The following is a 24,659-nucleotide window of genomic DNA, read 5'->3' as shown; positions in this document are numbered from 1 at the left end:
TTCATTTAGTCATGAGTTTATCAATATTTCTCAATACTCATTTACTCATGAGTTACTCTACCCGCCACGATCGCTTCATCACCCCCCAGGAATCCCCGGCTATATCCCGGCAAACCTATGACCATAATTATAACCTTTAGATGGTAGCTAACTAAAGATTTTCCTGAGAAATTCGCCGATCGCTTTTCAGTCCTAGGGTGGTCAAGTCCACCCAATAGTAAATCCTAGGTTAGACCTTGGACGTGGGGAATAGCCAAGGTCAGGCGATCGATTTGTGAGACGACATGGATCGACAGATTTTCTGGACAATTCCCCCTAGCCCTACTCAGCTAAGAATTTAATAACTCTTGAATCATTAGGGTTAACTGTTTTAATCTCACTGGTTTACTCAAGTATTCATTAGCCCCCGCTTGTAAACAGCGATCGCGATCGCTGTCCATCGCCAACGCCGTTAAGGCAATGATCGGCGTTGTCGCTAACTCTGGCATCACCCGAATCCGTTTCATCGCCTCTAGTCCATCCATTCCCGGCATTTGAATATCCATCAATATCAAATCAGGAGATAAAGCCACAGCCTGATTAATTGCCTCCTGACCATTTTTCGCCAACTCAATCCGGTAGCCTTTCGCGGTTAAATAGCTGGAAATCGTGCTGATATTCGCTTCATTATCTTCCGCTAACAGCAGCAAAGGCGCTGCATTTGGGGTTGATGGCGTTTCCACATTATTAGGGTTTTTTGTCGCCTCCGAGTCCGTCCGTTGGGGAATCATCACAGAAGCCTGATAGGGTAAATCGATACTAAAACAACTACCCACCCCCACTTCACTGGTTAAACCCACCCGACCGCCATGCAATTCTACAATTTGTTTTGTCAACGCCAAACCCAAGCCAGTTCCTTGATATTGGCGATTCAAGGCGCTGTCAATTTGCATAAACGGTTGAAACAGCTTCTTGATATTTTCTGGGCTGATACCAATGCCAGTATCTCTCACCGAAAACCGGAGATATGGGCTTTCTTCCTCCGCTTCTCTTGGTGGGGGCAATATCACTTCTAGGGTGATGCTTCCCCCTTCTGGGGTAAATTTAACCGCATTATTGAGCAGATTAATTAATACTTGACGGATGCGCCGTTCATCGAGTATAATATCAGGCAAATTTAAGGGCAGATTAACCGAGAGTTGAATCCGTTTTTTCAGGGCTTGCTGTTTGATGAAGGCGATACTGGATTGACACAGAGGCGCGATCGCCGTGGGGGAACATTCTAACTCTACCTGACCCGATTCTATCTTCGCCACATCTAAGATATCATTAATCAAAGCCAGCAGGTGAGAGGCGCTCCGTTCCACGGTTTGGAGGGCTTTCAGTTGTCTGTCATTCACGGGACCGAACACCTCCTCCTGTAGCCCTTCCGTCATGCCTAAAATGGCATTGAGGGGGGTGCGAAGTTCATGGCTCATATTAGCCAGAAACTCATCCTTGAGACGGGTAGCGCGGATCAGTTCGTTGTTAGTCGCTTGCAGTTGGGCTTGTGCTATTTTGCGATCGGTGATATCTTCAGCAATGCCAGCCACCCGATAGATCTTACCTTGGGCATTAGGGATGGGGAAGGCGCGATCGCGAATCCAGCGAATTTTCCCATCGGGGCGCACAATCCGGTATTCCTCATCAAATTGCCCTTTGACTTGTTTAGGAATCGCTGCCATAATACCAGCACGATCCTCCGGGTGAATCCCCTCCACCCAAGCATGAGGCGAAATATAAAGTTCATCTGACGTGCGGCCCCAGATGCGACTATAAGCTGGGCTGACATAGACTCTCTCCGTGCGTTCGAGTTCAATAATCCAAAAAACCGCATCAATCCCCTGTACCAATTGTCGGAATTTTTCCTCACTTTCCTGGAGAGCATTTTCTGCTCGTTTGCGATCGGTAATATCCTGAAAAGTTCCCACCACCCCAATAATATTCCCCCTCAAATCCCGCAGAGGCAGCTTATTGATATCCAGCCAATGTAATTCCCCATCTGAGAAAATCGCCCTTTGAGTAATATTTATCATAGGCAATCCCGACTCAATCACCTGGCGATCGGCTGTCCGATAGGCAACAGCTTCCACCTCATGGTACAGATCAAAATCAGTTTTCCCCACCACTTCATCAGGAGAATCTAACCCTAGGCTTTGGACAAATTGGTAATTACAGCCAACGTATTTAAGATCACAATCCTTCCAGAAAACCGCCAGGGGAAACGTATCTAGCACCGTTTGTAAAAACTGTTGAGATGCCCGCAGGTCTTGTTCTGCCTGTTCCCGTTGAACCCGTGCGGCGTGCTGTTCGCTAATATCCACATTGACCCCCGTCATGGTCAGAGGATGCCCCGCCTCATCCCGCACCACCACCCCATAGGTTTTAATGTGGCGAATCCTGCCATCAGGTAGGAAAATGCGAAATTCAGTATTGTATTCCCTCCCGGTGTTGAGAACCCTGGTCACATCCTCCATCAAGCGCCGCAGATCCTCCGGGTAGACATATTCCTGCCACTGCTCATAGGTAATCTGGGCATCTGGGGGGAGGTCGTAAAGTTCTCGCATCCGTTCATCCCAGATCAGCGTGTTGTCCTGCAATTGCCACGTCCAACACCCCATCGATGCCGATTTTAAAGCCAGGGAGAGACGTTCCGAGAGTTTTTGTAATTGGGCTTCCCGTTTTTGAAGTTCGGCCGTGCGTTGGGCGACCTTGGTTTCTAGCTCTTGGTTGAGGCGATGGAGTTGCTGCTCTGCTTGCTGGCGTTGACGGAGTGCAGCTTGCTGTTGGGTAATATCCCGCACCATGAATAACACCTCATCCTCCCCACTTTTCACCACCCGCACCTCTTCATCCTGACGGCGGTTATTCACCCAGAGGGTTTGCTCATAAACTTGCAATTCCCCCGTTTCTAGGGCTTGGTGGAGGTAGTAAAGCTGGCGTTCTGCCAACTCTGGGGGCAGCAGGGCGGTGATTGATTTTCCGGTGGGGTCAATATGGGCGGGAATCACATCACAACGACAGGGGGTGACAAAACCTCGATAGACCCCATCGGCCCCCACCCGAAACATTAAATCAGGAATCGCCATCAATACGGCATGGTTGCGACGCTCACTCTCCCGCAAGGCTTGCTCGGCTTGGCGACGCTGACGGCGAGTTTGAGCTTCTCGCACTTCCCGGCGCACTGTCTCCGGCAACCGGGCTAAATTCCCCTTCATAATGTAGTCGCTGGCTCCGGCTTTCATCATCTCCACGGCCAATTTTTCCCCAATGGTTCCTGACACGACCAAAAAGGGAATATCCTGTTGGCTTTCTTTGAGGATTTCGAGGGCGGTGGGGGCATCAAAACCGGGGAGGTTATAATCGGAGACAATCACATCCCAAGGCTGATGGGGTAGGGCTTCCCGCAGTGCCTGGGCGGTTTGCACCCGTTCCCACATCAGATCAAATCCATCCCGTCGCAACACCCGCAGCAATAACTCGGCATCATCATCCGAGTCTTCCACTAATAACAGATGCAGTGCTTCCGGCATAATCATTCCCTAGGTTCCTCTGTGGGGATTGGCTCATTGATTAAGGCCCAATACAAACCGAGTTGAGTGACAGCTCGGGCAAATTGCTCAAAATCTACGGGCTTTCGGACGTAACTATTGGCTCCCAAATTGTAGCTTTCGAGAATATCGGGTTCTTCGCTGGAGGAGGTTAAAACCACGACGGGTAAGGCTTTAAACCTTGGCTCGGCTCGCAGTCTACGCAGAACATCTAAGCCGCTTATCTTCGGTAGTTTTAGGTCTAATAACACCACCGTTGGCAAGGGATCGGTGCTAAAAATTAAATTTAACGCTTCTTCGCCGTTGCGCGCAATTAAAATCGGGTTGGTGATTGTACTCCGACGGAGCGATCGCAATGTCAAGCGTTCATCGTCGGGATTATCTTCCACCAAAATAATGGGACGGGGGGAAATCATAGGCAGGATAACAGAAGGGTTGGTAGAAAAGCTGAGGTGAGCTTGGGCGATTAGGGAATCGTAAAATAAAAGGTAGCCCCTTGTTCGATCGCTCCCTCGGCCCAAATTTCTCCCCCATGACGACGGATTATCCGTTGCACTGTGGCTAAACCGATGCCTGTACCGGGGAATTCTGCGGTATTGTGGAGCCGTTGGAACACTCCAAATAACATCTTAGCGTATTGCATATCAAACCCCGCCCCATCATCGCGGACAAAATAAACGGGGGTGGTTTCTGCCGGCATAACCCCCAATTCAATGCGGGCGCTGGGGTGATGGCTGGTGAATTTCCAGGCATTTTCCAGTAAATTGGTTAAGACGATCGCCATCAAGGTGGGATCGGCGGTTACTTTCAGATCCGGCGCAATGATAAATTCTACGGGTCTTTGGGGTTCTTGAATTTGCAAATCTTGGCTCAGGTTTTCTGCTAGGGCGCTGAGGTTCACCCATTGGGGTTTGAGTTCAGAACGCGATACCCGCGACAGAGACAGCAGATCATCGATCAGGTGACTCATTCGACTAATGTTAAAGCGGATGCGATCGAAATAGTCCTGGGCGATGTCGTCAAATAGCTGCCCATAGTCCTCTAGGAGGGCTTGACTAAAGCCGTCAATGGCTCGCAGGGGGGCGCGCAGATCATGGGAGACGGAATAGGCAAAGGCTTCCAGTTCTTGGTTGGAGGCGGCCAGTTGTTGGCTAACTCTCAGCAGGTCGGCTTCGTGGGTTTTGCGATCGGTAATATCTAAGATAGTACCGACTAAAGCCGTAACCTGGCCTTTGGCATCCATAATGGGTTCCCCCGCGCTTGGATGTAGGTATAGGGGCCGTCTTCATGGCAGACGCGACATTCCAAATCGTAGGGTTTTCCGGTGGCGATCGCCTCTGTCACCACCCGATCATGCACAATCTGATCTTCTGGATGATAGATTTGCAGGACTTCTTCATAACTCGGAATCCCTAGGGCGGCATCGCGCCCCAACAGTCGAAAAACCTGATCAGACCAAGTGATTTTACCTGTGGCGACCTCAAACTCCCAACTGCCGAGATGGGCAATCCGTTGGGCGGTTTGCAGGTGGGCTTCCCGTTTTTTTAAGGTCTCTTCAATCTCTTTTTGCTGGGTAATATCCTGAGCGACAGCATAGAGGAAAAATCCGTAGGGTTGAGCGTACCACTGTAGGTGAACATAACGACCATCGGCACGGCGATAACGATTCACGAAACCTTCCACCTTTTCTTGTCCCTTTAATTGCTCAATGGCGGCTAGGGTGGCGGCGCGGTCTTCGGGATGGACGAAATCTAAGAGGATTTGCCCTTCCAGGTCTTTGACCTGATAACCCAAGGTGGTTTCCCAGGCGGGATTGAGGCGGATAAATCGCCCTTGGACATCGGCAATGCAAAGCAGATTCAGGGTTAAGGTAAAGAAGGGTTCGAGATTCTTTTTAATATCCCCGTGGGGGGTGAGGAGCAGTGAAAGCCGTTTGTCCTGACTGATGACCCCTTCTAGGTTCCCCCGGTCATCCACAATCAAGAGATGGCGCACCCCCTCAGTCAGAAAATATTGACCAATCTGGTCAATATCTTGCCAGTCCGATAGTTTCAGGGTTGGGGCGGGGCTAATGTCCAAAGTGGCGAGGGGCTGGCGGGTGTCCTGTCCTTGGGCTAAGAGTCTCACCACATCTTCGGCATTTAACAGCCCAAAGCCCTCCGGTTGGGAGATCACGACACAGCCACAATCTCCCCCACTGATGGCGGCGATCGCCTCTTGGAGGCTATCCTCTAAGCTAAGTTGGGGGGGAGACGGGATAATGATAGTTTGCAGGTCTGCTAGGGTGGGTAAACAAAATGGCATAACTTATTCCTGACTATTGATTTCGAGTCGTTAGACTAGATATCTCTACTCAGCTAAGAATCTAATAACTCTTGAATCATTAGGGTTAACTGTTTTAATCTCACTGGTTTACTCAAGTATTCATTAGCCCCCGCTTGTAAACAGCGATCGCGATCACTGTCCATCGCCAACGCCGTTAAGGCAATGATCGGCGTTGTCGCTAACTCTGGCATCACCCGAATCCGTTTCATCGCCTCTAGTCCATCCATTCCCGGCATTTGAATATCCATCAATATCAAATCAGGAGATAAAGCCACAGCCTGATTAATTGCCTCCTGACCATTTTTCGCCAACTCAATCCGGTAGCCTTTCGCGGTTAAATAGCTGGAAATCGTGCTGATATTCGCTTCATTATCTTCCGCTAACAGCAGCAAAGGCGCTGCATTTGGGGTTGATGGCGTTTCCACATCATTAGGGTTTAAATCCGCCTCCGAGTCCGTCCGTTGGGGAATCATCACAGAAGCCTGATAGGGTAAATCGATACTAAAACAACTACCCACCCCCACTTCACTGGTTAAACCCACCCGACCGCCATGCAATTCTACAATTTGTTTTGTCAACGCCAAACCCAAGCCAGTTCCTTGATATTGGCGATTCAAGGCGCTGTCAATTTGCATAAACGGTTGAAACAGCTTCTTGATATTTTCTGGGCTGATACCAATGCCAGTATCTCTCACCGAAAACCGGAGATATGGGCTTTCTTCCTCCGCTTCTCTTGGTGGGGGCAATATCACTTCTAGGGTGATGCTTCCCCCTTCTGGGGTAAATTTAACCGCATTATTGAGCAGATTAATTAATACTTGACGGATGCGCCGTTCATCGAGTATAATATCAGGGAAATTTAAGGGCAGATTAACCGAGAGTTGAATCCGTTTTTTCAGGGCTTGCTGTTTGATGAAGGCGATACTGGATTGACATAGAGGCGCGATCGCCGTGGGGGAACATTCTAACTCTACCTGACCCGATTCTATCTTCGCCACATCTAAGATATCATTAATCAAAGCCAGCAGGTGAGAGGCGCTCCGTTCCACGGTTTGCAGGGCTTTCAGTTGTCTGTCATTCACGGGACCGAACACCTCCTCCTGTAGCCCTTCCGTCATGCCTAAAATGGCATTGAGGGGGGTGCGGAGTTCATGGCTCATATTAGCCAGAAACTCATCCTTGAGACGGGTAGCGCGGATTAGTTCCTCATTGCGTTGAGTAAGCTGTTGTTGCGCCTGTTGACGTTCTCTGAGTTCCTGTTGCAACTGCTCAAACAGATTAGACTGTTGAATAGCGATCGCCAACTGGAACGAGAATTGCTGCGCCAAATCAATATCCGACTGTTCCCAATGGCGGGTGCCGTCACATTGATGAATGCACAACAGTCCCCATAAGACATCTTGATAGAGAATCGGTATCACTAAGGTAGCCCGCACCTGAAACTGAGACAAAATATCTACATGGCAGTTTTCTAAACCGTCGTGGTGGATATCATCCGCCACATAATAACGTCCTTGAGCGTAGAGACTGGCATAGTTTTCCCCAAAACAATGGTCATGGACGGGGATAGCCAGCACCGAGGGGAAGTCATTAACCACTGACTCCGCCACAAACTCACCGTCGTCATAGCCAGAATCAGGGTAAAATTTGAAAATACCGACTCGACTCGCTTGCAGACAGTTGCAAATCTCTCGAGAGGCGGTGTCAAAAATGGTGGGTAAATCCAGGGATTGACTGATGCGTTGATTGGTCTCCCGCAAGAGTCGTTCTCGTTGCGCTTGCTGCTCAATGGTTTGTTCGGCTTTTTTGCGATCGCTAATATCCGTATGAGTGCCGATAAACCGCAGGGGCTGTCCCTCAGCATCCCGTTCCACAATGCGCCCTTGGCATAAAATCCAGCGATAGGAGCCATCTTTACAGCGCAGACGATGTTCAGCGCGATACAACTCCGTTTTTCCTTGAATATGTCCCTCCACGTCCTGGTAAATTTGGGCTAAGTCGTCAGGATGAACCCGACTTTCCCACTCCGTCAACTTGTTCTCAATCTCATGCTCCTGATAACCCAGCATGGATTTCCATTGTTTATTGAACCAAATTTCCCCGGTCTGCATCTTCCAGTCCCAGAGTCCTGTGTTGGCCGAGGCCAGAGCCAGTTCTAAGCGCAGTTTACTTTCTTGCAGTGCCTGTTCCGCTTTGGTGCGTTCCTGAAGTGCCGCTTTCTGGGCGCTAATATCCACCACTACACAAACAGAACTCTCATCAGTTTGAGATAACATCGCCACCCCAATTAACACAAACACCAAATGTCCATCTTGATGGCGATAGGCTTTTTCAAAGGGGTGAATAAATCCATATTGGCGTAGATGTTGAATCACCTGCAAATCTTGCTCTCGATAGTCAGGGGGGGTGATTTCTGCCCAGTTCATTAAACCCGCCTCGACTTGGGCGCGGCTATAGCCCAACATCTCTAAAAAGCGATCATTCGCCTCGATGATGTCTCCGGCAAAATTGGTAAACATCATCCCCACTACGTTGGAGTCAAACACCCGCCGAAAACGAGTTTCACTGGCTTGTAAAGCGGCTTCAGCTTGGCGGATGTCGGTGATATCTAAATTCACCCCAATCATGCTGATGGGCTGACCGGCTTCATCCCGAACCACTAACCCAGAGGCTTTAATATAGTGGAGGCTGCCATCGGGATGCAGAACGCGAAATTCGGTGTTATAGTCGGCTCCCCCTACAACGGCTTTCTGGAGGAGGTCTGCGGTAGCTTGGCGATCGTCGGGATGAACGCCATTAGCCCAAACTTCGTAAGGGACTACGGATTCTGAGTTGGGAGACTCTGAAGGATAATCAACCCCATAGAGGGCATACATCTGCTCATCCCAAGTAATTCGATTTTGGCGAATATCCCAATCCCAAAAGCCGATGTTTCCCGAATATAAGGCAATTCTGAGTCGTTGGGAGAGTTGGAAAATTTCCGCCTCGGCTTGTTTGCGTTTGGTCATATCCCGGGCGACCCAAATCACCTGGCGATCGCTCATGGGAGAAATACTCGCTTCAAAATAGATGCGGCGATCCTCCAGGTCGATTTGATACTCAAACGACACGGTTTGTCCGGTGGTTAAGGCTTCCAGAATCGGCGATTGACTGCGGGATTTTGATTCTTCTTGAAATAGACAATCGAGGGTTTGATCGAGAATCTCCGTGGCTTGGGGGTCGAGCATTTGGTGGCGGGTGGGCATCACATTCACCTTGCGCGCATCGGGGGCAATGATTAAAACGAGATCCCCCATGGCTTCAAAGACGCTGCGTAACTCGGTTTCACTGCTGCGTAGTTTTTCCTCAAAGGCGGCGCGATCGCTAATATCCCGGAATATCCCTTGCACAACATAGGTTTCCCCCACTTTAATCAGGCTTCCTGAGATATCAACGGGAATTTCTGAACCATCGGCCTTGAGAATCCGGGTATCCAACACCCAAATCTGTTTTTCCTTAATAATCCGCTCAAAACTGCTAAAAATGCGGTCTAATTCCTCGGGGGGATGGATTTGGCTGATATGTAGGGGCGATCGCTCTAGGCTCAGTCCGCTGAACTCCTCGCGGGAGTAGCCGAATAAGTCCTCGGCGGCGCGGTTGGCTTCAATCAGGTAACCTTCAGGGGTAGCTAGGAGAATGGCATCAGTCGCGCCTTCCATGAGGCCCCGATAGCGGGCTTCGCGAGCTTGTAACTCGGCGGTGCGTTGCTCGACTCGGCTTTCAAGTTCGCTATTTAAAGATGCTAGGGCCAGTTGCGCGGTTTGGCGCTGGTTAATCTCGTTCTGGAGTTGTTGATGTTGGGTGGCTTGTTTGAGGGCGATCGCCAATTGGATCGAGAGCGCCTGCAAGAGTTCGATTTCCCCGGTTTGCCAATCTCGCGGCTGATCTCGGTGACTGGTGATCATCAACCCCCAGAGGCGATCGTCTACCACAAGCGGCACCATCAGCTTGGCGCGAATATCAAAGCTCAATAATAGCTCCTGATGGCACAGGGTCATGGACTCATCATAAATGTCTCGCACCACCCGCACGCGACCTTGGCGATAGGGTTCGAGCCACTCTCGAGTCACACAGGGGTCATTGGCTTGACTGTGCAGCACGGACCGACCGCCAGCAATAATTGATTCGGCAATGACGACACCATTCAAATTGTCTTCAAGTTGGTAGATAATGACGCGATCGCAGGTCAACACCTGCCGCACTTCATCCACCGCCGTCTGGAGAATGGTGGCTAAGTCCAGGGAATTGCGAATGGTTGTGGAAATATTCAGCAGCAGGCGATCGCGCTGGGCCTGAGATTGAAGCCGCTGAGTTTGTGCGGTCACCTCCTCTTGCAGTTCCCGGTTGCGAGATTCCAGCAGCGCCAGTTTTTCCGCTTCTAGACGGTTGACCCGCTGTTTGAGGTTTTCTGCCAAATTATAGAGTTCAATGGGGTTAAACGCCCGTAGAAGGGTTGTTTGGGTGACGATTCCCACTAGGTTCCCCCGTTCTCCAGTGACCACCACCCGCCGAATCCGCCGTTCCTCCATCTGTTGCTGGGCTGCCCACAGAAACTCATCCGGTCGCACTGTAAACAGGGGAGAACTCATCACCTCTTGGGCGCGGGTTTCCCTGATCGCACCACCGACAGCCTGGAATTGCACAATATCCCGCTCGGTGATGATTCCCACAGGACGCTCTATGGGTGGGTTGTCGGCCGGATCGAACTTGGTGATAATCACGCAACTGACTCGGTTTCGGGTCAATAACTGAGCAATATCTAGCAGGGTGCGATCGGGGGGTGATGTCACCACGTCCTGAGCCATTACTTCCCCCACTGACCGCAACCGCATCAAGTCCACCGGACGGGTCAGCCTTTGTAGGCTTTCGTGGCTAATCAAACCGAGGAGGCGATCGTGGTCATCGACAATGGGTAAATGGCGCAAGCCACGCTTTTGCAGAAAGTCAATGATCGCAAAAATATCAGTTAGTTCCGACTGCTGTAGGGTGATAACGGGTTGGCTCATTACCTCGCCTACCAACAAACTTTGCAGGGGTTGCTGTTGGGCTGCCAGACGCACAATATCCCGCTCGGTGACAATACCGACAATGCGATCGCTTTCTGTGACGACTATAATTGAACTGCTGTCTGATTCACGACTGGGATTACTCATCAAGGCGATCGCCTCTTCCACTGTCGCTTCGGGGGAAATAGTTAACACATTAAGGGCGATCGCGGTTTTGGGGTCTATGGTGGTTTCGGTCGGACTCTGATTGTAATCAACCATCAGCGCAAGGATCTAGGGATGTTTAAACCCAGCATAACCCCGAAGTTAGGAATTTGTCGATCATGATCATGACAGCTTTCTAGTTCCGCCCTCAAGGGCAAATTATGCAGCTTTCGCGCTCATCACCCGCCCCAGTCAATCGCTATCCCCTAAATATTTTCGACCTGTTTTTCTGGGAAAAAAAAACCGGTTAGCTAGTTAATCTCCGCTAGTCCGGCATTTCACACCATGGTTATTACACCTTTTCTTTCACTACCAAAACTGAACAATTAGCATCGGCTACTACTTGGGAACTAACGGACCCTTGTAATACTCGGCTAAGTCCAGTTAATCCGCGACTACCAATAATAATCAAATCAGTTTTATAGATATTAGAAAGCCGGATAATTTCTTCGGCTGGATCTCCCTGGACAATTTCCACATCACTGGGAACAGCTAACTGTTTCTGATAGCTGCGTAGATAATTCTCGATATCCCAATAGGCTAACTCTTCTGATGAGCTAGGATGGGGGCGATCGGCAATTGGATCTACATCAGGCCCTGTAGTTGAAACCACATGGGAGAATATCACATGGGTTGTGGGTTCCAATTGTAGTTGCTTTAAGGCATTCATCATTATCTCCATAGAAGGGGAATCATCAATAGCAACCAAAATTGTCCTCAGCATTGGTAACTTCTCCTCACATTAAGCTGATATAGAAATCAGCAACACCCGCTAAAAATCCCCATCTCCCTGATTTTTCGTCCGCAGACGAACAGAATCTGCATGGGATGGTAGCCCTTCTGCAGTAGCCAAAATATTAACAGCATTTGCGACTTTTTGCAGCGCCTGCGGAGAATATTCAATCAAACTAGAGTGTTTCATAAATACTTCCACCCCTAAAGCCGAAGCATACCTAGCCGCACCTGAAGTGGGTAGGGTGTGGTTAGGACCTGCTAAATAATCTCCCACCGCTTCCGGGGTCGAACAACCTAGGAAAATTGCCCCCGCATGGCGAATGTGTTCTAATAGTTCCCACGGCTCCTCAACTTCTAGTTCTAGGTGTTCGGGAGCAAATTCATTAGATAACTGAGCCGCTGCTTCTAGGGAGTCCACCACCACCACTAAGCCATAGTGAGCGATCGCCTTTTCCGTCATAGTTCGGCGCGGGTGATGCTCAAGCTGCCGTTCCACCTCAGCCACCACCTGACGAGCCAAAGCCGAGTCTGTAGTCAACAAAATCGCCGCGGCCATTGTATCATGTTCTGCCTGAGCCAGCATATCCGCGGCCACATGAACAGGGGAGGCGATACTATTGGCAATAATTAGCACCTCAGACGGTCCCGCCAGCGAGTCAATACCGACAGTACCATAAACCAATTTTTTCGCCAGCGTTACATATATATTACCCGGACCTGTGATCACATCAACTTTCGGCACAGTTTCCGTACCATAAGCCAAAGCAGCGATCGCCTGAGCGCCACCTACCCGATAAATTTCCTGGACTCCAGCTTCCTGAGCCGCCACCAAAATCGCCGGACTAATCTTATTATCAATGCCTGGGGGAGTTACCATCACAATGCGAGGCACTTTAGCCACATTAGCCGGAATAGCATTCATTAAAACCGTACTGAGATAGCACGCTTGGCCACCCGGCACATATAAACCCGCCCGGTCAACAGGGGTGTATCGTTTACCTAAAACCACATTATCATCGCCAAACTGAACCCAAGACTTAGGAACACGCTGGCGGTGAAATGCCTCAATCTGTTTTTTTGCTAACCGAATTGCATCGAGAAGTTCGCAATTAACCTGTTGATAAGCGACATCCAACTCCGAAGCACTCACCCGCAACTGTTCCAGGGTCAGAGTTTTGTGGTCAAATTCTTGGGTGTAGTGTAGCAGTGCTTTATCCCCTTGTCGCTTCACGGTTTGCAGAACTTCTCGCACCGTAGCTTCTTTATGGATAACAGTATCATCATGGGTACGACTGGCGATGCGTCGCAGTTCTGATTGTGCTTCAACCCACTGAGTAATAATTCGCAGCATGGTGATTAGGAGTGCAAACCGTAGAAGTTACTAGCCAAAACGCGAGGGAATTGATCAACCCGGATGGGGCTAAATTTCTTTTATACCTAATTAAGCCGAACCAGGTCAGCCTAACTTTCAGTATAACCCGCGTTTGTTATATAGTGTAACGCGGATTCACAGACTCTGCCTGACTCCGAGATCTTCAGCCCTCATCTGGACTTTTGCGCCCCCGTATTGGCAAAATAAAAATTTAATGCACAAATTCCCCTATTGACGTGCTATATTGGTATTTCTGGAAATCTTGATTATCAAAGATCCGCGTAGTCCTACACCGGAAGCCATGGCCAACATCAAATCTGCCATTAAACGAGTCCAAATTGCTGAACGCAATCGGCTGAGGAATAGAACCTATAATTCAGCCGTCAGGACCCTCATGAGAAAATATTTTGCCGCTGTTGAGCAATATGCGGCTAATCCCAGCGATGAAGCGTTGCAGGAAGTCCAGCAGCGGATGTCAGCAACCACCAGTAAAATCGATAAAGCCGTGAAGGTAGGTGTTCTGCACCGGAACAATGCGGCACGGAAAAAATCGAGATTAGCTCGGTTCTTGAAACGACACCAGCCTAATTCTAGCGCCCAGGAAGCGACAGCCTCCTAGGGGGAAACCTCGTGCCGTCCGCGAGTATGTCAGCAAGTCGCACTGAAGTGAGGGGTTGAAAAACCTATAACTTCAGTGGATGGCTATGCTAGATGGGATATCCCAGAAAACGGTGATCACCAAAAATCCAACAGTGTTGGCTTAAAAATGGGCCAAAAGGCTGGGAAGTATGCTGAAGGACAGATAGCACCAGATGCAGCTAATTGATACTCACGTTCACATTAACTTCAAGAGTCTGGCTACAGACCTCGGAGGTATCCGGCAGCGATGGCGGTCTGCTGGAGTGGTGTCTTTGGTACACTCCTGTGTTCATCCAGGGGAATTTGCCGAAATCAGGGCGATCGCCGACCAAGTAGAAGAACTATCCTTTGCCGTAGGGTTGCACCCCCTGGATACAGAGAAATGGACAGAAACCACAGCCAGTGAAATTAGGACTCTAGCTGAATCTGATCCGAGGGTAGTAGCGATCGGGGAAACGGGGTTAGACTTTTATAAGGCGAAGGATGAAGCCCGTCAAAAGGAAATTTGCCAAGCCCAACTGGAAATAGCTCGCCAACTAAATAAACCCGTAATTATCCACTGTCGAGATGCAGCAGCCTCGATGGTGGAACTGTTGCGGGATTTCTTCGATGATCAAGATCATGGTCCCGTGCGAGGTGTTATGCACTGTTGGGGTGGAACTCCTGAAGAAATGCAATGGTTTTTAGACTTGGGGTTTTACATTAGTTTCAGCGGAACGGTAACCTTTAAAAATGCTACCCAAATTCAGGAATCTGCTCGTCGGGTTAGTAGCGATCGGCTATTGATTGAAACTGACTGCCCCTTTCTAGCTCCGGTTCCTCGACGAGGTAAACGGAACGAACCCGCCTTCGTGAAATACGTTGCCGAAAAAGTATCCGAACTCCGTGGTGTATCCCTAGAAACTCTGAGTCAGCAGACTACTAAAAATGCCTCGGAATTATTTGGCTTGTCCGTCATTCCTAGTAAACTAACCCCCTAATCAAACAAATCAACTCCCAAATTTCCCCAATCGCCCGACAAGCCATTGAGCAATTGCCCAGAGGTGGGGATATATCGATACTCAATGGGGGCGATGATGTGGTAGGGGTAACCCTGATTTCGCCTAACCCTAACATACCAGCAGACCTTGAACATCCCAGCAGACCTGTAGAAACCATGATAAACACAACCCAATACGAATCCGCATTTGAACTTCCTGATTTAATTGAAATTCAGCGATCGAGTTTTCGTTGGTTTTTAGAAACCGGGCTAATTGAAGAATTAGAAAGTTTCTCGCCCATCAGTGATTATACAGGGAAACTAGAACTGCATTTCTTAGCCAGAGATTACAAGCTGAAACAGCCCAAATATGACGTAGACGATGCCAAACGGCGGGATAGTACATACTCCGTGCAGATGTACGTTCCTACCCGGCTAATAAACAAAGAAACCGGGGAAATTAAAGAGCAGGAAGTTTTTATCGGAGACCTGCCCTTAATGACCGAACGTGGCACGTTTATTATTAACGGAGCCGAGCGGGTTATTGTTAACCAAATTGTGCGGAGTCCGGGGGTATACTACAAATCGGAAATCGATAAAAACCAACGACGTACCTATAGCGCCTCCCTCATCCCTAACCGAGGCGCTTGGTTGAAATTTGAAACCGATAAAAATGATCTAGTTTGGGTAAGAATTGACAAAACTCGCAAACTATCGGCTCAGATACTTCTGAAAGCCCTAGGATTGACGAATAACGAAATATTTGACGCATTGCGGCACCCAGACTACTTCCAAAAAACCATCGAAAAAGAAGGGGAATTTAGCGAAGAAGATGCCCTGATGGAGTTGTATCGAAAACTGCGACCAGGGGAACCTCCCACCATCACCGGGGGAGAACAACTTTTGCAGAATCGCTTCTTTGACCCGAAACGCTATGATTTGGGTCGGGTAGGACGGCATAAACTGAACCGGAAACTAAGGCTAAGTGTGCCAGATAGCACCAGAGTCCTAACTCCCACTGATATTCTATCGGCGATCGACTACCTGATTAACCTAGAATACGACATCGGCGAAACCGATGACATTGACCACCTGGGTAATCGTCGGGTGCGTTCAGTAGGGGAACTATTGCAAAACCAAATCCGAGTAGGTTTAAACCGTTTAGAAAGAATTATTCGGGAACGGATGACCGTTGGCGATGCCGAAACCCTAACCCCCGCCTCCCTAGTGAACCCGAAACCTTTGGTAGCAGCCATCAAAGAATTTTTCGGGTCTAGCCAACTGTCCCAATTTATGGATCAAACTAACCCCCTAGCGGAATTAACCCATAAACGGCGTTTATCTGCCCTAGGTCCCGGTGGCTTAACACGAGAACGGGCTGGCTTTGCGGTGCGTGATATTCACCCAAGCCACTATGGTCGTATCTGTCCCATCGAAACCCCAGAAGGACCGAACGCGGGTCTAATTGGCTCCCTGGCTACCCACGCCCGGGTTAACCCCTACGGCTTCATCGAAACCCCTTACTATCCCGTAGAAAATGGACGAGTGCGCCGAGATTTGCTTCCGGTGTATATGACGGCTGACGAGGAAGACGATCTACGGGTAGCACCAGGAGACATTAGCTATGACTCCGAAGGACATATCCTCGGCGACCTAGTTCCGGTGCGTTATCGTCAGGACTTCACCAAAACCAGCCCCGACCAAGTGGACTATGTAGCGGTTTCCCCGGTGCAAATTGTCTCGGTAGCTACCTCCCTAATTCCCTTCCTAGAACACGATGACGCTAACCGTGCGCTGATGGGTTCCAATATGCAGCGCCAAGCAGTTCCGCTGCTGCGTCCTGAACGTCCGTTTGTAGGAACGGGACTAGAAGCACAGGCGGCGCGGGACTCAGGTATGGTGATTGTATCTCGTACTGATGGAGAAGTCAGTTATGTGGATGGCGCGAAAATTCGGGTGATTGACCCAGACGGCTGGGAAATCGAATATGAACTGCAAAAATACCAACGGTCTAACCAAGATACCTGCTTAAACCAGCGCCCCTTAGTCTATGAAGGCGACCAAGTAGTGGCAGGTCAGGTGTTAGCTGATGGTTCCTCGACGGAAGGGGCAGAATTAGCGCTGGGTCATAACATTTTAGTCGCATATATGCCCTGGGAAGGCTACAACTATGAAGACGCAATCTTAATCAGTGAACGTCTGGTTTATGACGATATTTATACGTCAATCCATATCGAAAAATTTGAGATTGAGGCGCGACAAACCAAACTAGGACCCGAAGAAATTACCCGCGAAATACCCAACGTCGGGGAAGACTCCCTGCGACAACTTGACGCTTCCGGGATTATTCGCATTGGCGCTTGGGTAGAGTCGGGAGATATTCTGGTAGGAAAAGTTACCCCGAAAGGAGAGTCGGACCAACCCCCAGAAGAAAAACTGCTGCGGGCTATCTTTGGAGAAAAAGCTAGGGATGTGCGGGATAACTCCCTGCGGGTTCCTAATGGTGAAAAAGGCCGGGTGGTCGATGTGCGGGTGTTTACCCGAGAACAAGGCGATGAACTGCCCCCAGGAGCTAATATGGTGGTGCGGGTCTATGTGGCACAAAAACGTAAAATTCAGGTGGGAGACAAAATGGCGGGCCGCCACGGTAATAAGGGGATTGTCTCGCGTATTCTTCCCATTGAAGATATGCCCTATCTCCCGGACGGTCGGCCGATGGATATCGTCCTGAATCCCCTGGGTGTGCCTAGTCGTATGAATGTAGGTCAAATCTTTGAGTGTTTGATGGGATGGGCGGGAGAAAACCTGAAACGACGGTTTAAGGTGATCCCGTTTGATGAAATGTTTGGTCAAGAAATGTCCCGTGAGACAGTCCACAGTAAACTTAAAGAAGCCCGCGAAAAACTCAAAAAGGATTGGTTATTTAGTGAGGAATACCCCGGCAAAACTATTGTTTATGACGGCCGCACGGGAGAAGCCTTTGACCAACCGGTAACGGTGGGTATCGCTTATATCCTCAAGTTGGTTCACCTGGTGGATGATAAGATTCACGCCCGGTCTACTGGTCCTTATTCTTTGGTGACTCAACAGCCGTTGGGTGGAAAGGCACAACAGGGCGGTCAGCGGTTCGGAGAAATGGAGGTGTGGGCATTGGAAGCGTTTGGGGCAGCCTATACTTTGCAAGAGTTGCTAACGGTTAAGTCTGATGATATGGCAGGCCGTAATGAAGCTCTCAATGCGATCGTTAAAGGCAAAACTATCCCTCGACCAGGTACGCCAGAATCGTTTAAAGTGCTGATGCGGGAGTTGCAATCTTTGTGTTTGGATATTGCAGTTCATAAGGTGGATACTGATAAAGATGGTGCTAGTAAAGATTTGGAGGTAGACCTGATGGCTGATGAGCCTCACCGGGTCAGACCACCTTCTAAGCCTACATACGATTTGAGCGTCATTGATGACGACGAACACTCTTCACGGGTTGTAGGTTAATTCATCAATTGACTTACTTTGGGGGGTTTTCAGCCCCCCCCCTCCTCCCCCCCATGGGGCGGCGTACCGTAGTGGGTCTGTGGGAATCATGGGAACTCTTAACCAACCCCTACACTCCCACCGCGCAGCAGCCGGTTAAACATAATCGCGTCCCTACCTCTAAAACACGGAGGGGGAGGAGGGGGGTTCTTGTCAGCATACATGGGTAACTAGAATTATGCCTAAGTTAGAGCAACGTTTTGATTACGTCAAAATTGGGTTAGCGTCTCCAGAACGCATCCGACAATGGGGAGAACGTACTTTACCTAACGGTCAAGTGGTAGGGGAAGTTACCAAGCCCGAAACTATTAACTACCGTACCCTCAAGCCGGAAATGGATGGGTTGTTCTGTGAGCGTATTTTTGGACCGGCTAAGGACTGGGAATGTCACTGTGGTAAATATAAACGAGTCCGACATCGGGGGATTGTCTGCGAACGTTGCGGGGTAGAAGTTACAGAATCGCGGGTGCGACGACATCGCATGGGCTTTATTAAGCTGGCGGCTCCGGTGACTCATGTTTGGTATCTCAAGGGTATTCCTAGCTATATGGCGATTTTGCTGGATATGCCTCTGCGAGATGTGGAACAGGTGGTTTATTTTAATGCCTATGTGGTATTGAATCCGGGGAATGCTGATAATCTATCCTATAAACAACTGCTGCTGGAAGAACAATGGCTGGAAATTGAGGAGCAGATTTACGCAGAAGAAGGCGAACTGGTTGGGGTGGAAGTGGGTATTGGCGCTGAGGCGATCGCCCGCCTTTTGGAAGATATCCCCCTAGAAGAAGAAGCGGAACGATTGCGAACGGATATTGCTAACGCTAAAGGTCAAAAACGCGCCAAGCTGATTAAGCGACTGCGGATCATTGATAACTTTATCGCCACCAGTTCTAAAACGGAATGGATGGTTTTAAATGTGATTCCGGTAATTCCCCCGGATTTGCGACCGATGGTTCAGTTAGATGGGGGTCGCTTTGCTACTTCTGACCTAAATGACCTCTATCGACGGGTGATTAACCGTAATAATCGCCTGGCTAGGTTGCAGGAGATTTTAGCGCCGGAAATTATTATTCGCAATGAAAAGCGAATGCTACAAGAGGCGGTGGATGCCTTAATTGATAATGGTCGCCGCGGTCGGACTGTGGTGGGCGCTAATAACCGACCTTTGAAATCTCTCTCGGATATTATTGAGGGTAAACAAGGCCGCTTCCGTCAAAACTTGCTGGGAAAACGGGTTGATTATTCGGGGCGTTCTGTGATTGTGGTGGGTCCGAATTTGAAAATGCACCAGTGCGGACTACCTCGGGAAATGGCGATCGAACTTTTCCAACCTTTTGTTATTCACCGCCTGATTCGTCAGAATTTGGTCAATAATATTAAGGCGGCGAAAAAGTTGATTCAACGCGGCGATCCGAGTGTTTGGGATGTGTTAGAAGAGGTGATTTCTGGACACCCCGTTATGCTTAACCGTGCGCCAACTCTCCACCGCCTCGGGATTCAGGCTTTTGAACCGATCCTGGTGGAAGGAAGGGCGATTAAATTGCATCCCCTGGTCTGTCCGGCTTTTAACGCTGACTTTGACGGAGACCAAATGGCTGTTCACGTTCCTTTGTCTATTGAGGCTCAGGCGGAAGCTCGTTTGCTGATGTTGGCTAGTAATAATATTCTGTCTCCGGCTACCGGAAGACCTATTGTTACCCCTTCTCAGGATATGGTTTTGGGTTGCTATTATCTGACTGCACAAAATCCTAAAGCGGTGCGAGGAAAAGATCGCTATTTCAGTAACTTGGAAGATGCGATCGTTGCCTATAATCACGGTTTGCTGGATTTGCACGCTGAGATTTGGGTGCGTTTTGATGGGGAGGTTGACCTAGATGAACCTGAACAACTTGACCGAGAGGACAAGTCTGCTGATGGTAGCCAGACTAAATTATATGTGGGTCAAAAAAGTGGAAATTTGACCAGGAGAGTTCGAGCAGATAAGGAAGGACAAATGATTTCCCAATATGTGCGGACAACGGCTGGTCGAATTATCTTCAACAAAACTGTGCTAGATGCTCTAGTTTAACAATAATTAAAGGCGGGTTGGGGAGATATTTACTCAGTACATAATCCCCGAAAACCCGCCGCCTGAAAATTTGCACTTTGACTGTGAACTGCTATGTCTGACAATCAAAAAATATTCCGCAACCGGGTTATTGATAAGGGTCAACTCAAAAAATTGATGACCTGGGCGTTTATGAATCATGGAAGCGCTGTTACGGCCCAAGTAGCTGATGAATTAAAGAGCTTGGGATTTAAATATGCTACAAAAGCGGGGGTTTCAATTAGTGTTGATGACTTGCAAATTCCCCAGACTAAAAAGGAATTGTTAGAGGAGGCGGAAGAGGAAATTCGGCGCACAGAACGGCGATACACGAAGGGAGAAATCACGGAAGTAGAACGTTTTCAAAAAGTAATTGATACCTGGAACGGTACGTCGGAAGCTCTGAAGGATGAAGTAGTGCGGAATTTCCGCTCGACAAATCCCCTGAACTCTGTCTATATGATGGCGTTCTCTGGGGCGCGGGGTAATATCTCCCAAGTCCGTCAATTGGTGGGAATGCGGGGTTTGATGGCTGACCCTCAAGGTGAAATTATTGACCAGCCGATTAAAACTAATTTCCGGGAAGGATTGACGGTAACAGAATATATTATCTCGTCTTACGGGGCGCGGAAAGGATTGGTGGATACGGCGCTGCGGACGGCAGATTCGGGATACTTGACCAGACGGTTGGTGGATGTATCTCAGGATGTGATTCTGCGGGAAATTGACTGCGGTACGGAACGGGGAATCACTCTGGGAGATATGACGGATGGCGATCGCATTTTGATTCCCCTCAAAGACCGCCTTATGGGTCGCGTCTTGGGTGAGGACGTAAAAAACCCAGAGACCGGGGAAATTATTAGCTTTGGAGAAATCCGCGCTGTTCGCAATCAAGTCGTTTGTGATGACCTAGCCTCCGCTATCTGTAATGCTGGGGTGAAAAAAGTTTTTGTGCGATCGCCTCTAACCTGTGAGGCGAACAGATCCGTATGTCGCCACTGCTATGGCTGGAGTTTGGCTCATGCGGAAATGGTAGACTTAGGAGAAGCGATCGGTATTATCGCCGCTCAGTCTATCGGGGAACCGGGAACTCAATTGACTATGCGGACCTTCCACACCGGAGGCGTATTTACCGCTGAAGCGGCTGGGTTTCTCCGCGCTCCCTTTGATGGGACTGTTAAATTTCCGAAAACTCTCCGTCTGCGTGCTTTCCGTACCCGACACGGGGATGATTCCTTCCTGGCTGAAAGTAACGGTTATCTCACGGTGGAAGGGAAAGACGGGAACAAGCGCATTAACATCAGCCAAGGCTCTACGGTGGTGGTTCACGATGGACAAGCTGTTCAGGCTGACCAAATCTTGGTCGAGATTATCGCCGGGGGTCGGACCGCTCGTAAAACTACTGAAAAAGCCACTAAGGACGTAGCAACAGATTTAGCCGGAGAGGTTAAGTTTGCTGACGTTGTACCAGAAGAAAAACTCGATCGCCAAGGAAATATGACCCGCATCGCTCAACGGGGTGGCTTGCTGTGGGTCTTAGCCGGAGAAGTTTATAACTTACCCCCCGGCGCAGAACCAGTAGTAAAAAATGGCGATCGTGTGGAACCAGGTAGCGTCCTGGCTCAAACTAAACTGCAAACCGAACATGGCGGTATTGTCCGCATTACCGATGATAATGACATAGACCCCGCCACTGTAGCCACAGAAACACTCGCTGATGGTACTATCACCACCACCACCTCCGGTGAGGAAAATGCTCTACCACGGGAAATTGAAATTATCACCGCCTCTGTACTTTTAGACCAGGCTTTGGTACGTCTCCAATCAGAGTTGGGACGGGAACAATATGTGATTGAAACTAACAGCAATCACCGTTTCTCCCTCAAAGTTACACCCGGTAGCAAGGTCGAAAATCATGAAGTGATCGCGGAATTGATGGATGATAGCTACCGCACCACTACTGGCGGGATTATTAAATACGCTGGCGTGGAAGTTGCTAAACGCTCCAAAGGTAAACAAGGCTATGAGGTAACATCTGGGGGAACCTTATTATGGATTCCTGAAGAGTGTCACGAAGTGAATAAGGACATCTCTCTGTTAATCGTTGAAGATGGTCAATATGTCGAAGCCGGAACAGAGGTAGTTAAAGATATCTTCTGTCAGAGTAAAGGGGTTATTGAAGTTACCCAAAAGAACGATATCCTTCGCGAAATTGTCGTCAAACCAGGGGAATTGCATCTGGTCGATGACCCCGAAATGGTAATGGCGATCGATGGTCAGATTAAAAACGCCGGAGAAGAAGTTATACCAGGAGTTACAGCCACAGAACTTAATTATGTTGAGTATGTGGAAACTCCCGAAGGTCCCGCCTTGCTATTGCGTCCCGTCGTGGAATTTCATGTTCCAGAAACTCCCCCTATCCCCTCCCAGGAATCCCTCAATCAGTCTATCTCTCTCCAAGCAGTACAACGTCTATCTTATAAAGACGGCGAGCGGGTTCGGTCTGTCGAAGGAGTCGAACTGTTGCGTACTCAGTTGGTAATTAATATCGGTACCGAAGCGCCTCAGTTGGCGGCTGATATCGAGTTGATTCCCGATGAAGAGAATCCTGAGATTATGCGCCTCCAATTGGTGATTTTAGAGTCTTTGGTGATTCGGCGCGATATTATCGCTGATTCCACCCAAGGTAGCACCCGGACTCGCTTACTGGTCCATGATGGTCAGGAAATTGAACCAGGCGCAGTCGTCACTCGCACCGAAATTCTCGGTAAAGATGGCGGTGTCGTTGGCGGTATTCGCTCCGGTGCTGAAATTCTCCGCCGCTGTCTCATTGTTCGTGACACCGATATGATGACCATTCAACTACCCGATGGTGTCACTCCTACTGTTAAAGTCGGTCAACTGGTAGTAGAAGATTCCGAAATTGCACCTGGGGTTAAATTGTCGCAATCTGGACAAATTGTAGCCATTAACCAGGATGACTCGGAAACATCAATAGTTCTCCGTATCGGACGACCCTATCGCGTTTCCTCCGGCGCGGTTCTGCATTTGAGTGATGGCGATTTGGTTCAACGGGGTGATAATTTGGTGCTTTTGGTTTTTGAGCGACCCAAGACTGGGGATATTATTCAGGGTCTACCTCGTATTGAGGAACTTCTGGAGGCTCGTAAACCTAAAGAGGCTTGTATTTTGGCTAAACAACCCGGTACGGCTCAGGTGGAGGTTTTTGAGGATTTGGTCCAGTTGCGCGTGATTGAGTCTGGCGGCGCTGCGACTGAGTATCCCCTTACTCCTGGTCAGACGGTTATTGTCTCTGATGGACAAACGGTTGATGTCGGACAGCCTCTCACTGATGGTCCGGCTAATCCTCATGAAATTCTGGAGGTGTTCTTTAATTACTATCTGGAACAGGATGGGATGGTTTATGAGGCGGCTCTCAAGAGCTTCCAAAAGTGTCAGATTTTCCTGGTTAATGAGGTTCAATCGGTTTATCAATCTCAGGGTATTGATATTTCCGACAAGCATATTGAGGTGATTGTCCGTCAGATGACCTCTAAGGTTCGCATTGATGATGGCGGCGATACTACTACTCTTCCGGGAGAGTTGACGGAACTTCGTCAGGTTGAACAGGTCAATGAGGCTATGTTTATTACTGGCGGCGCTCCCGCTCGCTATACTCCTGTTCTGTTGGGGATTACTAAGGCTTCTCTCAATACTGACAGCTTTATCTCGGCTGCTAGTTTCCAAGAGACTACTCGCGTCTTAACTGAAGCTGCTATTGAGGGTAAGTCGGACTGGTTGCGAGGTCTCAAGGAAAATGTCATCATCGGACGACTAATTCCGGCCGGTAGCGGTTTTAATGCTTATGAAGACGCGGTTTTGGCGGAAGATTCGGCTGTGGATGAGGAACCTTACAACTACCCCGAAGATGATGTTAATAATGATGATTTGCGGGAAGATGTAATTCTTGATGACCACTCGGCTCGCGCCTACAGTGACCAGGCTATGTTCTCTGATGACCTCGTAGATAATGAGGATGATGAGGATAATGAGTTTGCTATCAATGATGATTCTGATAATTTCCCTTTAATTGATGATGACGATGAAGAACCTTTCTCGTCTGCTATCATCACTGATGACATCCTTGATGACGACGATTTCTAACACCGTGCCTAAT

General features: G+C 49.1%; 11 protein-coding genes and 1 pseudogene. 5 read left to right on the top strand and 7 right to left on the bottom strand.

Features of this window, described 5'->3' with window-relative positions:
• The first annotated feature begins 11 nt into the window (after positions 1 to 11).
• Positions 12 to 140 (top strand): hypothetical protein, encoded by a 129-nt coding sequence (locus NLZ44_RS08795; protein WP_493752531.1) that lies wholly within the window; start codon positions 12 to 14, stop codon positions 138 to 140.
• Positions 141 to 329: 189 nt separating this feature from the next.
• On the opposite strand, the gene NLZ44_RS08790 is transcribed toward NLZ44_RS08795, so the two are convergent.
• The 7 genes from NLZ44_RS08790 to hisD all read right to left on the bottom strand — a co-directional run bounded on the left by NLZ44_RS08790 (position 330) and on the right by hisD (position 13,229).
• Positions 330 to 3,551 (bottom strand): PAS domain-containing protein, encoded by a 3,222-nt coding sequence (locus tag NLZ44_RS08790; protein ID WP_493752530.1) that lies wholly within the window; start codon positions 3,549 to 3,551, stop codon positions 330 to 332.
• A 2-nt stretch (positions 3,552 to 3,553) separates the two neighbouring features.
• Positions 3,554 to 3,985 carry a response regulator gene (locus tag NLZ44_RS08785; RefSeq protein WP_493752529.1) on the bottom strand — a complete coding sequence of 144 codons (432 nt, stop codon included), beginning with the start codon at positions 3,983 to 3,985 and terminating at the stop codon, positions 3,554 to 3,556.
• 50 nt (positions 3,986 to 4,035) lie between these two features.
• Complete coding sequence (locus NLZ44_RS08780) at positions 4,036 to 4,812, bottom strand: sensor histidine kinase (protein ID WP_493752528.1); 777 nt, start codon at positions 4,810 to 4,812, stop codon at positions 4,036 to 4,038.
• The gene (locus NLZ44_RS08775) at positions 4,782 to 5,873 is read right to left on the bottom strand and encodes a PAS domain-containing protein (RefSeq protein WP_493752527.1); all 1,092 of its coding nucleotides are present in this window, start codon (positions 5,871 to 5,873) and stop codon (positions 4,782 to 4,784) included. The genes NLZ44_RS08780 and NLZ44_RS08775 overlap by 31 nt, the downstream gene beginning before the upstream one ends.
• Positions 5,874 to 5,926: 53 nt before the next feature.
• Positions 5,927 to 11,200 carry a PAS domain S-box protein gene (locus NLZ44_RS08770; RefSeq protein ID WP_493752526.1) on the bottom strand — a complete coding sequence of 1,758 codons (5,274 nt, stop codon included), beginning with the start codon at positions 11,198 to 11,200 and terminating at the stop codon, positions 5,927 to 5,929.
• A gap of 235 nt (positions 11,201 to 11,435) precedes the next feature.
• The gene (locus NLZ44_RS08765) at positions 11,436 to 11,867 is read right to left on the bottom strand and encodes a universal stress protein (RefSeq protein ID WP_006667929.1); all 432 of its coding nucleotides are present in this window, start codon (positions 11,865 to 11,867) and stop codon (positions 11,436 to 11,438) included.
• A gap of 48 nt (positions 11,868 to 11,915) precedes the next feature.
• Positions 11,916 to 13,229 carry a histidinol dehydrogenase gene (gene hisD, locus NLZ44_RS08760; protein ID WP_008056952.1) on the bottom strand — a complete coding sequence of 438 codons (1,314 nt, stop codon included), beginning with the start codon at positions 13,227 to 13,229 and terminating at the stop codon, positions 11,916 to 11,918.
• Positions 13,230 to 13,551: 322 nt separating this feature from the next.
• Between hisD and rpsT the strand changes: the two genes are divergently transcribed.
• From rpsT to NLZ44_RS08740, 4 genes and pseudogenes are all read left to right on the top strand, one after another.
• Positions 13,552 to 13,869 (top strand): 30S ribosomal protein S20, encoded by a 318-nt coding sequence (gene rpsT, locus NLZ44_RS08755; protein ID WP_035759876.1) that lies wholly within the window; start codon positions 13,552 to 13,554, stop codon positions 13,867 to 13,869.
• 193 nt (positions 13,870 to 14,062) lie between these two features.
• Complete coding sequence (locus NLZ44_RS08750) at positions 14,063 to 14,869, top strand: TatD family hydrolase (protein ID WP_493752525.1); 807 nt, start codon at positions 14,063 to 14,065, stop codon at positions 14,867 to 14,869.
• Between the two features lie 176 nt (positions 14,870 to 15,045).
• Positions 15,046 to 18,357 carry a DNA-directed RNA polymerase subunit beta gene (gene rpoB, locus NLZ44_RS08745; RefSeq protein WP_493752524.1) on the top strand — a complete coding sequence of 1,104 codons (3,312 nt, stop codon included), beginning with the start codon at positions 15,046 to 15,048 and terminating at the stop codon, positions 18,355 to 18,357.
• Positions 18,358 to 18,574: 217 nt separating this feature from the next.
• Positions 18,575 to 24,646 (top strand): annotated as a pseudogene (locus NLZ44_RS08740) (DNA-directed RNA polymerase subunit beta').
• Positions 24,647 to 24,659: the final 13 nt, after the last annotated feature.

It is taken from the genome of Arthrospira sp. PCC 9901 (genome assembly GCF_059013425.1).
The sequence above is the reverse complement of the archived record's forward strand: the minus strand, read 5'-3'. Positions and strand labels throughout refer to the sequence as shown.